At 67.2% G+C, this 14,156-nt stretch carries 16 protein-coding genes; 13 read left to right on the top strand and 3 right to left on the bottom strand.

Translation table 11 applies throughout. The features are described 5' to 3' along the window. Nucleotides 1-70: 70 nt before the first annotated feature. The 3 genes from secB to AC1DOQ_RS02450 form a co-directional block, all read right to left on the bottom strand. On the bottom strand, nucleotides 71-544 hold the full coding sequence (secB, locus tag AC1DOQ_RS02460) for a protein-export chaperone SecB (RefSeq protein ID WP_442122974.1): 474 nt from the start codon (nucleotides 542-544) through the stop codon (nucleotides 71-73). Nucleotides 545-680: 136 nt separating this feature from the next. Next, a complete protein-coding gene (gene grxC, locus AC1DOQ_RS02455; RefSeq protein WP_477359948.1) occupies nucleotides 681-950 on the bottom strand; it encodes a glutaredoxin 3 in 270 nt (89 codons plus the stop codon). A 19-nt stretch (nucleotides 951-969) separates the two neighbouring features. Continuing rightward, nucleotides 970-1,374 carry a rhodanese-like domain-containing protein gene (locus AC1DOQ_RS02450; protein ID WP_477359946.1) on the bottom strand — a complete coding sequence of 135 codons (405 nt, stop codon included), beginning with the start codon at nucleotides 1,372-1,374 and terminating at the stop codon, nucleotides 970-972. A gap of 93 nt (nucleotides 1,375-1,467) precedes the next feature. Between AC1DOQ_RS02450 and gpmA the strand changes: the two genes are divergently transcribed. From gpmA to gspD, 13 genes are all read left to right on the top strand, one after another. Then, on the top strand, nucleotides 1,468-2,214 hold the full coding sequence (gpmA, locus tag AC1DOQ_RS02445; protein ID WP_442122977.1) for a 2,3-diphosphoglycerate-dependent phosphoglycerate mutase: 747 nt from the start codon (nucleotides 1,468-1,470) through the stop codon (nucleotides 2,212-2,214). A gap of 2 nt (nucleotides 2,215-2,216) precedes the next feature. Then, complete coding sequence (locus AC1DOQ_RS02440; protein ID WP_477359944.1) at nucleotides 2,217-3,653, top strand: murein hydrolase activator EnvC family protein; 1,437 nt, start codon at nucleotides 2,217-2,219, stop codon at nucleotides 3,651-3,653. A 9-nt stretch (nucleotides 3,654-3,662) separates the two neighbouring features. After that, entirely contained in the window at nucleotides 3,663-5,159 is a 1,497-nt protein-coding gene (locus AC1DOQ_RS02435) for a S41 family peptidase (protein ID WP_477359942.1), read from the top strand. 10 nt (nucleotides 5,160-5,169) lie between these two features. Beyond that, nucleotides 5,170-5,922, top strand: coding sequence for a HesA/MoeB/ThiF family protein (locus AC1DOQ_RS02430; protein WP_477359940.1), 753 nt, complete (start codon nucleotides 5,170-5,172; stop codon nucleotides 5,920-5,922). Nucleotides 5,923-6,072: 150 nt separating this feature from the next. After that, entirely contained in the window at nucleotides 6,073-6,525 is a 453-nt protein-coding gene (gene gspG, locus AC1DOQ_RS02425) for a type II secretion system major pseudopilin GspG (protein ID WP_477359938.1), read from the top strand. A 78-nt stretch (nucleotides 6,526-6,603) separates the two neighbouring features. Then, complete coding sequence (gspH, locus tag AC1DOQ_RS02420) at nucleotides 6,604-7,095, top strand: type II secretion system minor pseudopilin GspH (RefSeq protein ID WP_477359936.1); 492 nt, start codon at nucleotides 6,604-6,606, stop codon at nucleotides 7,093-7,095. 5 nt (nucleotides 7,096-7,100) lie between these two features. Then, nucleotides 7,101-7,478: a type II secretion system minor pseudopilin GspI gene (gene gspI, locus AC1DOQ_RS02415; protein ID WP_477359934.1), complete on the top strand. Its 378-nt coding sequence runs from the start codon at nucleotides 7,101-7,103 to the stop codon at nucleotides 7,476-7,478. Then, the gene (locus AC1DOQ_RS02410) at nucleotides 7,475-8,143 is read left to right on the top strand and encodes a PulJ/GspJ family protein (protein WP_477359932.1); all 669 of its coding nucleotides are present in this window, start codon (nucleotides 7,475-7,477) and stop codon (nucleotides 8,141-8,143) included. Before gspI ends, AC1DOQ_RS02410 begins: the two co-directional genes overlap by 4 nt. Before the next feature lie 20 nt (nucleotides 8,144-8,163). Then, entirely contained in the window at nucleotides 8,164-9,249 is a 1,086-nt protein-coding gene (gspK, locus tag AC1DOQ_RS02405) for a type II secretion system minor pseudopilin GspK (RefSeq protein WP_477359930.1), read from the top strand. 33 nt (nucleotides 9,250-9,282) lie between these two features. After that, nucleotides 9,283-10,491, top strand: coding sequence for a type II secretion system protein GspL (gspL, locus tag AC1DOQ_RS02400; RefSeq protein ID WP_477359928.1), 1,209 nt, complete (start codon nucleotides 9,283-9,285; stop codon nucleotides 10,489-10,491). Beyond that, entirely contained in the window at nucleotides 10,488-11,006 is a 519-nt protein-coding gene (gspM, locus tag AC1DOQ_RS02395) for a type II secretion system protein GspM (RefSeq protein ID WP_477359926.1), read from the top strand. The genes gspL and gspM overlap by 4 nt, the downstream gene beginning before the upstream one ends. After that, complete coding sequence (gspN, locus tag AC1DOQ_RS02390; protein WP_477359924.1) at nucleotides 11,003-11,776, top strand: type II secretion system protein N; 774 nt, start codon at nucleotides 11,003-11,005, stop codon at nucleotides 11,774-11,776. Before gspM ends, gspN begins: the two co-directional genes overlap by 4 nt. Continuing rightward, complete coding sequence (gene gspD, locus AC1DOQ_RS02385) at nucleotides 11,776-14,154, top strand: type II secretion system secretin GspD (RefSeq protein ID WP_477359922.1); 2,379 nt, start codon at nucleotides 11,776-11,778, stop codon at nucleotides 14,152-14,154. Before gspN ends, gspD begins: the two co-directional genes overlap by 1 nt. Nucleotides 14,155-14,156: the final 2 nt, after the last annotated feature.

Raw genomic sequence — 14,156 nt, 5'->3', positions numbered from 1 at the left:
AAAAGGCAGGACCGGAACAACAAGCCGCCGGCTTCGCCTGGTGCAGGCAAAGCCGGAAGCCCGGGAGGTATTACTGGTTGCCGGCCGGGGTGCCAGCTGCGGCAGCCTGCTCGGCCAGCGCCTGGCGGCGCTGCTGGTAGAACACTTCGAAGTTGATTTCAGCCAGGTGCACGGGCGGGAAGCCGGCACGGGTGATGAAATCGGCGATGTTGCTACGCAGGTAAGGATAGATGATGTTCGGGCAGCCGATGCCCAGCAGCGGATCCATCTGGTCAGCCGGGATGTTGCGGGCTTCGAAGATGCCGGCCTGCTTGCCTTCGACCAGGAAGGCGACCTTGTCCTTGACCTTGGCGGTCACGGTGATGGTCACGGTCGATTCGTAGATGCCATCGGCGATCCCTTCGGCGCCGACGTCCAGCGAGACCTCGATGGTCGGCGCTTCCTGTTCGAGGAAGATCGCCGGGGAATTCGGTTGTTCCAGCGACATATCTTTCAGGTAGATACGCTGGATTTGGAACACGGGTTGCAGGTTTTCGTCAGCCATGGAACGCTTTCGTTAATTATGTAAAGGGCAAGTCTCGCCCGTGCTTGAGTGTCAAGGCGTCGGCAATTGTATCAAAACCAACTCGGTTTCAATAGCGTTGCCGGCGCCCTGGCGTGAATGCGTTTCAGGCCTGCGTTCAGGCTGCTTCGCCCTTCAGCAGCGGATCCAGGCGGCCGGCCTGGTCGAGCGCGTACAAGTCGTCGAAGCCGCCGACGTGGGTTTCGCCGACGTAGATCTGCGGCACGGTGCGGCGGCCGGTGCGTTGCATCATGATGGCGCGCTGTTCCGGGTCGAGGTCGACGCGGATGCGCTCGATGTCGGTCACGCCCTTGGCTTCCAGCAGGCGCTCGGCGCGCACGCAATAGGGGCAGGCTGCGGTGTGGTAAAGAACGACATGTGCGGTCATCAGTAATCCTTTCGAACAGTTATTTGGTCACGGGCAGGCCGGCAGCCGTCCAGGCCGTCATGCCGCCATCCAGGCTGTAGACGTCTTCGAAGCCGGCCGCCTTGAGCTGGCGCGCCGCCTTGTCGGCACGGGCGCCGCTCTGGCAGACCACGATCACGGTCTTGGTTTTCGACTTGTCCAACTCGCCGATGCGATTGGCCAAGTCTGCCAGCGGAATGTTTTTTGCGTCGCGCAGGTGGCCTGCGGCGAACTCCTCATTGCTGCGCACGTCGATCACGGCCGTGGCTTTGCCACGGTTCATCATCTGGGTCGCTTGCAGGTGGGTGGCGCGGCGGCCGCGCGGCGCGATCGCGGGCCACAACAGGGCACCGCCGGAAATCACGGCGATCGCAACAACGAAGATATGGTCAAGGATGAATTTCACGAAGTTTCCGTCGGTTGAACTGAATTGAATCGTCGCATTATAAAATAGAAGCTGAATCGATATTTCCCGCCAATTTTTTTATCTGAAGAGCCTATGTACAAAATCGTATTCATGCGCCACGGCGAATCCACGTGGAACCTGGAAAACCGCTTCACCGGCTGGACCGATGTCGACCTGACCGAGAAGGGCGTCAAGGAAGCCAAGACCGCCGGCCGCATGCTGCGCGAAGCCGGCTTCACCTTCGACCTGGCCTATACCTCGGTCCTGAAACGCGCCATCCGCACGCTGTGGCTGGCCATGGACGAGATGGACATGATGTGGCTGCCGGTCAAGAACGACTGGCGCCTGAACGAGCGCCACTACGGCGCCCTGCAGGGCCTGGACAAGGGCGAGACCGCCGCCAAGTTCGGCGACGAGCAGGTGCTGGTCTGGCGCCGCAGCTACGACACCCCGCCGCCGGCGCTGGAAGACACGGATCCGCGCACCTCGTTCAACGATCCGCGCTACGCCGGCCTGGACAAGGCACAGATCCCGCTGACCGAATGCCTGAAGGACACCGTCGCACGCGTGATGCCGGCCTGGGACGAAGAGATCGCGCCGGCCATCCGCGCCGGCAAGAAGATCCTGATCTCGGCCCACGGCAACAGCCTGCGCGCCGTGATCAAGATGCTCGACAACATCAGCGATACCGACATCGTCGGCCTCAACATCCCGAACGGCACCCCGCTGGTGTACGAACTGGACGAGAACCTGAAGCCGATCCGCCATTACTACCTGGGCGACCAGGAAGCGATCGCGGCCGCCATGGCTGCCGTGGCCAACCAAGGTAAGGCAAAGTAACCTTGCAATTTCCTGCATTGAAGTCCGCCGGCAGTGCGCTGCTGTGCGGCCTGCTGGCCTGTGCGCTGTCCATCGGGACGGCCGAGGCCGCGCCGCGCCAGACCGTCCGCAGCAAGGAGAAGGCGCAAGCCGAGGCCCAGCGCGCCGGCATCCAGCAGAAACTGAATGCGCTGAGGAAGGATATCAGCCGCACCGAGAGCGAAAAGGACGACGCGGCCGACGAACTGGCCGAATCGGAAGAGGCGATCTCGGACGCCAACCGCTCGCTGCGCGAACTGGCCGGCGAGCAGGCTGCGACCAATACCAAGCTGCAAGACCTGGCTGCCCAGCAGGAGCGCCTGGCGCAGACCATCGCCGCGCAGAAGCGGCAGCTGTCCAAGATGCTGCGCGAGCACTATATCGCCGGTAACGAAGACCGCATCAAGCTGCTGCTGTCGGGCGATAACCCGAACCGCATCAACCGCGACCTGCAGATGATGGCCTATGTCTCGCAAGCCCAGGCCAAGCTGCTGACCTCGCTGCGCGAGAACCTGGCGGCGGTCGAGGCCAACCATGCCGAGACCCAGAACGCCAAGGACGAACTCGAAGAAATCGCCCAGGAACAGCGCGACCAGAAGGCGCTGCTGGAAAAGGAAAAGGCCAAGCGCGCCGGCCTGCTGTCGAACCTGTCGAGCAAGCTGGTGGCCCAGCGCAAGCAGGCGACCAAGCTGGAGCAGGACGAACAGCGCATGAGCGGCCTGGTCGACCGCCTGACCCGCCTGATCCACGAACAGGAACTCGCCGCCGCCGCCGAGCGCAAGCGCCAGCAGGAGCTGGCCGCCGCGCGCGCCAAGGCCGCGGCCGAAGCGAAGGCGCGCGCACTGGCGCGGGCCAAGGAACAACAGGCCGAACGCGAGCGCCTGGCGCGCGAAGCGGCCAAGCACGGCAAGCCGTATACACCGCCGGCGCCGATCAAGGAAGAGCCGCAGGTGGCTGAAGAACCGGCCGAAACCAAACCGGCGCCGCGCTCGGCCGACACCGCGCTGGCCGCCGACCTGCCGAGCGGCACCTTCGAGAGCCTGCGCGGCCGCCTGAGCGCGCCGATCTCCGGCACCATCGCGGCCCGCTTCGGCGCCAAGCGCGCCGACGGCCCGGTATGGCGTGGCATGTTCATCAAGGCGCCGGAAGGCACCGACGTGCGCGCCATCGGCCCGGGCCGGGTCGTGCACGCGCAATGGATGCGCGGCTGGGGCAATATGATCATCGTCAACCACGGCGGCGAATACCTGTCGATCTACGGTTTCAACGAAACCCTGCTGAAGCACGTCGGCGATTCGGTCAAGGCCGGCGAGGTGATTGCGAGCGCAGGCAGCACCGGCGGTAACGGAGAATCGGGTCTATACTTCGAACTCAGGCATCTGGGCAAACCGATCGATCCGGCCGGCTGGGTCAAATTCTAGGGAACAGGAATGGGCAAGAAACTCAAGAACCTCGGTCTGGTCGGCATCGGCATGGTGGCCGGCATCGCGGCCTCGGTCCAGTTCTCGGCGCTGGCGCAGAAGGGCGCGCCGTCTGGTATCTCAGCGCCCCTGCCGCTGGACGAATTGCGCCAGCTGGCCGACGTCTATGGCCTGATCAAGAGCGACTACGTGGAGCCGGTGGCGGACAAGAAGCTGCTGTCCGACGCCATCGCCGGCATGGTCGCCTCGCTCGACCCGCACTCGGTCTACCTCGACGAGAAGGATTTCGCCGAGATGCGCGAAACCGTGGCCGGCAAGTTCGTCGGCGTCGGCGTCGAGGTGGCGATGGAAGACGGCTACGTCAAGATCGTCTCGCCGATCGAGGACACCCCCGCCTTCAAGGCCGGCATCAAGGCCGGCGACCTGATCACCCGCATCGACAACGTGCCGGTCAAGGGCCTGACGCTGGACGAGGCGATCACGCGCATGCGCGGCGAACCGCACAGCAAGGTGATGCTGACCATCGCCCGGCGCGGCGCCGACACCCCCTGGGTGGTGCCGGTCGAGCGCGAAGAGATCCGCGTGGCGAGCGTCAAGGCCAAACTGGTCGAGCCGGGCTATGCCTGGCTGCGGATCAGCCAGTTCCAGGAAGAGACCGTCGACGAGCTGGTCGAGAAGATCAAGGGCCTGTACGCCCAGAACCCGAACATCAAGGGCCTGGTGCTGGACCTGAGGAACGATCCGGGCGGCCTGCTGCCGAGCGCGATCGGCGTCTCCGCCGCCTTCCTGCCGCAAAACGAAATCATCGTCTCGACCAAGGGGCAATTGCCGGAATCGAACGCCACCTTCTATGGCCGCCGCGACTTCTACGCCAAGCCGGGCAGCGACCCGCTGGCGAAACTGCCGGCGGCGCTGAAGACGGTGCCGATGGTGGTGCTGGTGAACACCGGCTCGGCCTCGGCCTCCGAGATCGTGGCCGGCGCCCTGCAGGACTACAAGCGCGCCATCGTGATGGGCAGCCAGACCTTCGGCAAGGGCTCGGTGCAGACCCTGCGCCAGCTGACCGAGAACACCGCGGTCAAGCTCACCACGGCGCGCTACTACACGCCCAAGGGCCGCTCGATCCAGGCGCGCGGCATCGTCCCCGACCTGAAGGTGGACGAGACCGCGGAGGGCGACGGCCTGAACGCGCTGCGGGTGCGCGAAGCCGACCTCGACCATCACCTGTCGAACGAGGGCGATGCGAAAGCCGTGGGCAAGAACGGCTCGGTCAGCGCCAAGCGTGACGAGCTCGAGGAAGAGCAGCGCACCCTGGCCATGCTGAAGAGCGCGGCCCCGCCCGAATTCGGCGGCAAGGACGACTTCCAGCTGGCCCAGGCCATCAACCACTTCAAGGGCCTGCCCGTCAAACTGGCCAAGGCCGACCCGGCGGACGACGCCCCGGCGCCGGCCGCACTGCCGGGCACCGAGCAGAAGCCGCCCGAGGTGAAGGGTCCGAAGAAGTGACCGGAAAGTAATGGACGACCGCCAGCTGCTGCGCTATTCGCGCCATATCCTGCTCGACGAGGTCGGTATCGAAGGCCAGCAGCGGGTGCTGGACGCGCACGTCCTGATCGTCGGCGCCGGCGGCCTCGGTTCGCCGGCCGCGCTCTACCTGGCGGCCAGCGGCGTCGGTCACATCACCCTGGTCGACGACGACGAGGTCGACCTCACCAACCTCCAGCGCCAGATCATGCACACGACGGCGCGGATCGGCCGGCCCAAGGTCGAGTCCGGTCGCGAAGCATTGATGCAGATCAATCCCGAGATCGAGGTGACGGCGCTGCGCGAGCGCGCGCAAGGCGAGCGCCTGCGCGCACTGGTAGCCGCCAGCGACCTCGTGCTCGACTGCAGCGACAACTTCGCCACCCGCCAGGCCGTCAACCGCGCCTGCGTGCAGGCCGGCGTGCCGCTGGTGGCCGGCGCCGTGATCCGCTTCGACGGCCAGGTCTCGGTATTCGACGTGCGCGACCCGGCGTCTCCCTGCTATGCCTGCCTGTTCCCCGAGGACAGCCGCTTCGAAGACGTGGCCTGCAGCACCATGGGCGTGTTCGCGCCGCTGGTCGGCGTGATCGGCGCCGTGCAGGCCGCCGAGGCCCTCAAGCTGCTGGCCGGCTGCGGGCGGCCGCTGACCGGGCGCCTGCTGATGCTGGACGGCCGCGGCATGGAGTGGACCGAGGTGCAGGTGGGGCGCCATCCCGGCTGTCCGGTCTGCGGCGCACGCGCCTGATCGTTCCAATAATAGAGGGGCTGGGCACACTGACAAGCAGTGCAGTGCCCTTGCTCCTGGCTTACAATTGGAAAGTCTTCCGAATGCCGGGCTATGCGCATTCGGCCTTATACTAGATCGGTTCTTCCGACTACCATCCAACAATATTCTATGCAGAACATTACGCATCGCATGTCGCAGCGGCGCCGCCAGGGCGGCTTCACCCTCGTCGAGATCATGGTCGTCGTGGTCATCATCGGCATCCTCGGCATGCTGGTCGTGCCCAAGCTGCTGGGCCGTACCGGCGAGGCGCGCGTGACCGCCGCCAAGACCGACATCGCTACCCTGATGCAGGCGCTCAAGCTGTACAAGCTGGACAATCAGCGCTATCCGACCACCGAGCAGGGCCTGCAGGCCCTGGTCCAGAAGCCGACCACCGGCCCGGCCGCGAACGGCTGGAAAGAGGGCGGCTATGTCGAGAAGCTGCCGAAAGACCCGTGGGGCAATAACTACCAGTACCTGTCGCCGGGCCTGCATGGGGAAGTCGACGTGTTCTCGCTGGGCGCCGACGGCCAGCCGGGCGGCAGCGGCGAGGATGCCGACGTCGGCTCCTGGGACAAATAAGTCAAGCTGATAAACGGGCCCGGTCTATAAGCTCATCCTATAAATCGCCGGGCCAGCAGCCTGAGGAGATCAAGCCCGATGCCTAAGCACGTGCGCGGACGCGCCGGGATGCCGGTCCGTGGCTTCACGCTCGTGGAGATCATGGTCGTGATGGTCATCATCGGCATCACGCTGGGCATGGCCTCGCTCAACGCGATCCCCAGTCCGCGCCAGGACCTGCAAAAGGAGGCCCAGCGCCTGACCCTGCTGCTGCAGCTGGCGCGCGACGAGGCGATCGTACGCAACCGCCCGGTCACCTTCGAAGCCACGCCCGAACGCTACCATTTCCTGGTCCGCAACGAGACGCGCTGGGAACCGATCGGCGGCGGCGACGACCTGCTGCGCGAGCGCGATTTCAAGAACGCCCCGATCACCCTGCTGCTCGATCCGGCCAGCGCCGGCACCATCAATCCGCTGCGCATCACCTTCGGCCGCGAGCCGGTCGACAAGCCCTTCGTGCTGGTGCTGGCCAGCGGCGGCAACCGGGTCGCCATCCGCGCCGACGGCGTCGGCCACTTCACGGTCGAATGAGAAACATGAAGACCTCCCGCTCCCACGGTTTCACCCTGCTCGAAGTGCTGGTGGCGCTGGTCATCGTCGGCACCGCGCTCGGCGCCGGCCTGCGCGCGGTGGGCAGCCTGACCGCCAACAGCAGCGGCCTGCGCACCTCGCTGATGGCGACCTGGTCGGCCGAGAACCGCCTCGTGCAGATTCGCCTGGGCAAGGAATTTCCGGAAATCGGCAAGCGCGGCTTCGATTGCCCGCAGGGCGACCTGCACCTCGTTTGCCAGGAAGAAGTGATCGCCAGCCCGAACCCGCGTTTGCGCCGCGTCGAAGTCTCGGTATTCGACATCGAAAATCCGAACCGGCGCATCGTCAAACTGGTCCAACTCGTGCTGAGGCCGCGTTTATGAAACCGCTACGCCAACGCGGCTTTACCCTGGTCGAACTGCTGGTGGCGATCAGCATCCTCGCCATCGTCGCGGTGCTCGGCTGGCGCGGGCTGGACGGCATCATCCGCGCGCGCGTGGCGCTGACCAACCAGATGGAGTCCACGCGCGGCATGCAGCTGGCCTTCGCCCAGATGCAGAGCGATTGCGAGCACATCGCCGGACGCGACGTGCTCGACCGCCGCCCTTATCTGCTGACCGGGACCGACCGCTTCACGATGGTGCGCGAGGTGTTCACCGAGAACCAGCCTTCGCGCCTGCAGGTGGTGGCCTACCGCGTCATCAACGGCAGCCTGGTGCGGCGCGAGACCGCCGGGGTACGCGACCTGGCCCAGCTCGACGGCATGTGGCAGGCCGCGATCAGCGACACCGACACCAGCGGCGCCGTTACGCTGCAGGCCGGCGTCACCGGGATGCAGGTGCTGACCTGGGAAAACCGCGCCTGGCGCCAGGCGACCAGCGCGGCCACCACCGGCAGCACGGCCGCCACCGCCGCCGCCAACGGCGCGCAGACGGCGCAGCAGGACCCGAATACCGTGCCGCTGCCGCCGACGGGGCTGCAGGTGGCGCTGCAGGTGCAGGGCCAGGATCTACCGATGACCAAGTCTTTCCTGCTGGGGGAACCATGAGACGGCCACGAATCAGGGGCATGCGGGAACGCGGCGTCGCCGTGATCACCGCGCTGCTGCTGACCACGCTGGCGATCTCGATCGTCGCCAGCCTGTTCTGGCAGCAGCAGGTGCAGGTGCGCTCGATGGAGAACCAGCGCCTGCACCTGCAGACCAAGTGGATCCTGCGCGGCGCCCTCGACTGGGCCAGCCTGGTGCTGTTCCAGGACGGCCTCGACCACCGCGAATACACCGCGCTCGACCACGTCTGGGCCACGCCGCTGGCCGAAACCCGGCTCGACCAGTACATCGAGCGCGAGCGGGTCGAAGGCGAAAATTTCGATGCGACGCTGTCGGGCAATATTATCGACGCATGCTCGCGTTACAATCTGCGCAACCTTGCCGACAAAGGACAGGTTAACGACGGCCAGATGGAGATCTTCGGCCGCCTGCTGCGCAACCTGCAGATGGACCAGCAGCTGGCGGCGCGGGTCGCCGCCTTCGTCGCCGCCGGCCAGCCGCTGGAAGCGGCCACGCCGGAGGGTGGCGCGTCGGGCGGCGGCAGCAATGGCGAAGGCGGGAACGTGGGGCAGGGTGCGGGCGGCGGCGCGGCGGGCGGCTCGGGCGTCTCGGGCGGTCCGGGCGGCAGCGCCAATCCGCCGCCCGGCAAGCTGCCGCGCGCGTCGCGCAGCAGCGTGGCCGGCTCGCCGATGAAGTTCCTGGCGGTAGATGATTTGCTGACGGTGCCGGGCTTCACGCCGGCCATGGTCGAGCGCCTGCGGCCCTTCGTGATCGTGCTGCCGGACGTGACGCCGGTGAACGTCAACACGGCGCCGGCGGAAGTGCTGGCGGCCCTGGTGCCGAACATGTCGGTGTCGGAAGCGAATTCGTTGGTCGTGCGGCGGCAGCGTGCGGCCTGGAGGGGAATGGCTTATTTTATGCAGGATATCGGCGGAGACAGCCGGCCGATCACGCCGGGCGCGGCGGACGTGAAAAGCGACTGGTTCCTGGTGAACAGCCGCATCCGCCTGGACCGCGCGGCCCTCGATGCCGAGGCGCTGATCCACCGTTTTCCGACCCTGATTGCCGGTGGCGGTACCCAGGTGGTGTGGATCCGCCAGTACTAAAAGCGCTCGACAAGATCAAGAAAGAGAGATCGTTTGACTACACTTTATATCCGGCATCCGGCCCGCGCGGAAGGCGAACATGCGCTGAGCCGCTTCGCCCTCGTGAACGACGGCGGCGTCATCGAGCAGCAGGGCGAAGGCCCGCTGCGCAACCTCGGCGACCTGGTCGGCGGTAACCGGGTCGTGCTGCTGCTGGCCGGCGCCGACGTCAGCCTGCTGTCGGTCCAGGCCCCGCCGCTGACCGGCGCGCGCCTGAAGGCCGCGCTGCCCGGCCTGGTCGAAGAACACATCCTGGGCGATCCGGCCGACCACGTACTGGTGGCCGCCCCCCAGCAACCCGACGAGACCCGCCCGATCGCCGTGGTCGACCGCGACTGGCTGGAAGCCATCGTGCGCAGCCTGCTGGCCCAGGGCGCGCGCTCGGTCGCCGCCGTACCGGCCCAGCTCTGCCTGCCGCTGCAGCCGGGCAGCGTCTCGGCCGCCATCCAGGGCGCCGAGCTGACCCTGCGCCAGGGCCTGTTCCAGGGCTTCGGCCTGGCGCTCGACGCCGTCCCGGCAGTGGTGCTGCAGACCGCGCGCGCCTTCAGCGGCGACGCCCCGCTGGTGCTCTACGTGCCGGCCGGCCAGCTGGGCGAATACCAGGCCCTCGCTTCGGAAGCCGGCCCCGGCATCGCGCTCGAAACCGACGACTGGGCGCACTGGATCGCCGGCTCGAAGAGCACCGCGCTCGACCTGGTGAGCGGCCTCGGCGCCGCCGGCAGCCAGCCGCGCGACTGGCGCCGCTGGCGCTGGCCGATCCGCCTGGCCCTGCTGGCGCTGGCGGTCAACCTGATCGGCCTGAACATCGAATGGCTGCGCCTGAAGCGCGAAGCCGAGACCGTGCGCCAGTCGATGACCCAGACCTTCCGCTCGGTGTATCCGAACCAGACCACGATCCTCGATCCGGTGGCCCAGATGCGCCAGAACATCGCGCGCGCGCGCGCCAGCACCGGCAACGTCGCGCCCGACGAATTCACGTACATGGCCTCGGCCCTCGGCGAAGCAACGCGTTCCCTTGCGCGCCAGCCCGGCATTGCGTCAATCGAATACCGTGAACGCGCGCTGTCGGTGAAAGTCAAACCCGAAACGGTCGACCCCGGTTTGACGGGCCAGCTGCGCAGCGCCCTGGCCGCCCGCAACATGAGTCTCGACGAGACCGCGCCGGGCAGCTGGGTGATCCGCAGCACAGGAGTCAAGCAATGAGTTTCGCCACCACCATCGCCCAATACCGCGAGCGTGCCACCGCGCTCTGGCTGTCGCGCACCGAACAGGAACGGCGCTTCCTGAGCGTCGGCGGCGCCGTCGTGCTGCTGGCGCTGCTCTACCTGATCCTGGTCGACCCGGCCGTCGAGGGCCGCGCCCAGTTGAACCGCAGCTTGCCGCAGCTGCGCCAGCAGGCCGCCGAGCTGCAGGCCATGGCCCAGGAAGCGGCCAGCCTGGCGCAGGCGCCGGCGGTCCAGGTGACGCCGCTCACCCGCGAAACCGTCAGCACCAGCCTCGGCGGGCGCAGCCTGACGCCGCAATCGCTGTCGATGACGGGCGAGTACATCAAGCTGCAACTGAATAACGTGTCGTTCGCCAACCTCGCAAGCTGGCTCGACGAACAGCGCCGCAGCAACCGCGTGCTGGTGCAGGACGCCGTCGTGACCGCCTTGCCGGCGGCCGGCCAGGTCGACGCCAGCCTGACGCTGCGCCAGAACACCGGCAACGCTCAATGAGGCAGGCGCTGTTGTGGGTCGGGCTGACCGTGGTCGCGGTCGCCGTGACGATCCTCGTGTTCCTGCCGGCGGCGTGGCTGGGGCCGATGGTCGAGCGCCAGACGGGCGGACGTTTGACTCTGGGGGATGCGCAGGGTACGCTGTGGCGCGGCTCAGCCTTCGTGGGCGGCGCCCCGGGCGAGGGCGGGGCGGTGACGCCGCTGCTGCCGGGCCGGTTCAGCTGGCGGCTGTCGCCGCTGGTGCTGTTCGGCCAGGTCAGCATGGAACTGGCGAACGACAAGGCGCTGGCGCAGCCGGTCAGGATCAGCGGCAGCTGGTCGCAATGGCAGGTCAGCGCCGGCGAACTGCTGCTGCCGGCCGAGGGACTGGCCGGGCTGGGCGCGCCGCTGAACACGCTGGCGCCGTCGGGTGTGATCAGGCTGTCGTGGAATCTGCTGGACATCGCGCGCCAGGGCCAGGCGGTGGCCGTGCAGGGACGAACCGTGCTGTCGCTGACCGATATGGGGTCACGCATGAGTCCAGTCAAGCCGCTCGGCAGCTACGAGCTGGCGATGGATTGGCGCGGGCAGCGGGCCGACCTGGGCCTGCGCACGGTTCGTGGCGCGCTTTTGCTCTCTGGTAGTGGTACGCTGGAAAACGGCCGGCTGCGATTCTCGGGCCAGGCGCAAGCGGCGGAAGGATACGAAGACTCGCTGGGCAACCTGCTCAACCTGCTGGGCCAGCGCCGAATGGTGAACGGCAAGAACATAATCGCATTAGAGTTCAGATAATGAAAAACATCCACCGTAGGACCCTGCAACTCCCGGCCCTGCGCCGCATCGTCGGCGGCGCCATGCTGTGCTGCGCCGTCGTGACGGCCGTTCCGCCCGCGCCCGCCTTTGCCCAGGAAGGCGGCGGCGCCGCGCTCAATTTCGTCAACGCCGACATGGAATCGGTGATCAAGGCGGTCGGGCACTACACCGGCATGACCTTCATCATCGACCCGCGCGTCAAGGGTACGCTGACCCTGGTTTCGGAGCGCACCCTGAGCAAGGCCCAGGCCTTCTCCCTGCTGACCTCGGCGCTGCGCCTGCAGGGCTATGCGGTGGTCACCGGCGACGGCTACGCGAAGGTGGTGCCGGAAGCGGAAGCCAAGCTGCAATCCTCGCCGACCCAGGTCGGGGTCGGCGGTTCGAAGGCGCACGGCGACCAGATCGCGACCCAGGTCTACCGCCTGCAGCACGAATCGGCGGCCAACCTGACCGCCGTGCTGCGCCCGCTGATTTCGCCGAACAACTCGATCATGGCCGATCCGGGCAACAACAGCCTGGTCATCACCGACTACGCCGACAACCTGCGCCGCCTGTCGAAGATCATCGCCGCGCTCGACGCGCCGTCCACCGGCGACCTCGACGTGGTGCCGATCCGCAACGGCATCGCCAGCGACGTCGCGACCCTGGTCACGCGCCTGATGGAGCCGAGCCCGGGCGGCGACGCCGGCCGCGTCACCGTGCTGGCCGATCCGCGCACCAACTCGGTGATCGTCCGTGCGCCCTCGGCGGCGCGCGCGAACATGGCGAAAAGCCTGATCGCCAAGCTCGACCAGCCGACTGCCGAACTCGGCAACATCCACGTGGTCTACCTGAAGAATGCCGACGCCAGCAAGGTCGCCCAGACCCTGCGCGCGGTGGTGTCGCAGGATGCCTCGGCGGTGCCGGTGCAGCAGCAGGGTACCTCGGGCGGTTCGATCCAGTCCGCGGGCGCCGGCGGCACCGGTGGCGCCGGCGGGCTCGGCGGCCAGCAGGGCCAGCAGAGCAGCGTCGGCATGGGCGGCACCGGCAATACCTACGCCCAGCAGGGCCAGGCCACGGCGGCCGGCGGCGGCGGCGGCCAGGGCTCCGGCTTCATCCAGGCCGACGCCTCGACCAACAGCCTGATCATCACCGCGCCGGACGCGGTCTACCGCAACCTGCGCGCCGTCATCGACCAGCTCGACGTGCGCCGCGCCCAGGTCTACATCGAGGCGCTGGTGGTCGAGATCACCTCGAACAAGGCGTCCGAATTCGGCATCCAGTGGGTCGGCCTGTCCGGCGACGCCACCAGCAAGTACCGCGTGGGCGGCCTGCAGTCCTTCAACAGCGGCCAGTCCAACAACATCATCAACCTGGCGGCTGCCGCGGCCGGCGGCCTGGGCGGCACCGGCACCACCGGCGGCACCAGCAGCAGCCTGCCGGCGCTGAGCGGCCTGTCGGTCGGCATCTTCCGCCAGATTAACGGCAAGCTGGGCCTGGGCGCGATCGCCAGCGCCCTTGAAAGCGACGGCAACGCCAATATCTTATCCACGCCGAACATGATCACGCTGGACAACGAGCTGGCAACGATCAAGGTCGGCCAGAACATCCCGATCATCACCGGTTCGTTCACGACCGGTGCGAGCGGGGCCAGCAATCCGTTCCAGACGGTCGACCGCAAGGACGTGGGCCTGCTGCTGAAGGTGCGCCCGCAGATTTCCGAAGGCGGTACGATCAAGCTCTCGATCTACCACGAGAATTCGGGGATCGACAATTCGGTTCCGACGAACTCGGGCGGCATCATCACCACCGTCCGCGCGATCGAAAGCAACGTGCTGGCCGACGATGGCCAGATCATCGTACTCGGTGGCCTGATCTCGGATGACGAAGGCCACAACGTCGAGAAGGTGCGTGGCCTGGGTGACATCCCGATCATCGGCAACCTGTTCAAATACCAGGCGCGCAGCCGCGTCAAACGCAACCTGATGGTTTTCCTGCGCCCCGTGGTGGTGCGCAGCAAGGAACAGAACACCAGCATTTCGATGGACCGCTATGAGCTGATGCGTGCTTCCGGTTCGGCAACCCAGCCGGAAGACGATTCGGTCCTGCTGCGCAACCTCGGTGCGCCGATGCTGCCTCCATTAACCAATGGCCAGCCGCCCGCGGGCGGTGCGATGGCCACGATGCCGCCGCCGGCGCCAGTTGCGCCGCGGCCGGGCGCCGCCACCGGTCCGGGCACCAGCCAGCCGCAGCAGACGCAGCAGCCGCAGCAGCCGCAGTACCGTCCGGTGCAGCCGGCCCGGTCGCCGGCCCAGCAGCCCGTCCAGCAGCCCGTCCAGCAGCCCGAATACCGGCCGGCATCGCCGACCCAGAATTGACG

Source organism: Massilia sp. 01N417 (assembly GCF_056399645.1).
Note: the sequence above shows the minus strand (reverse complement) of the source record. Positions and strands in the feature narration are given on the sequence as shown.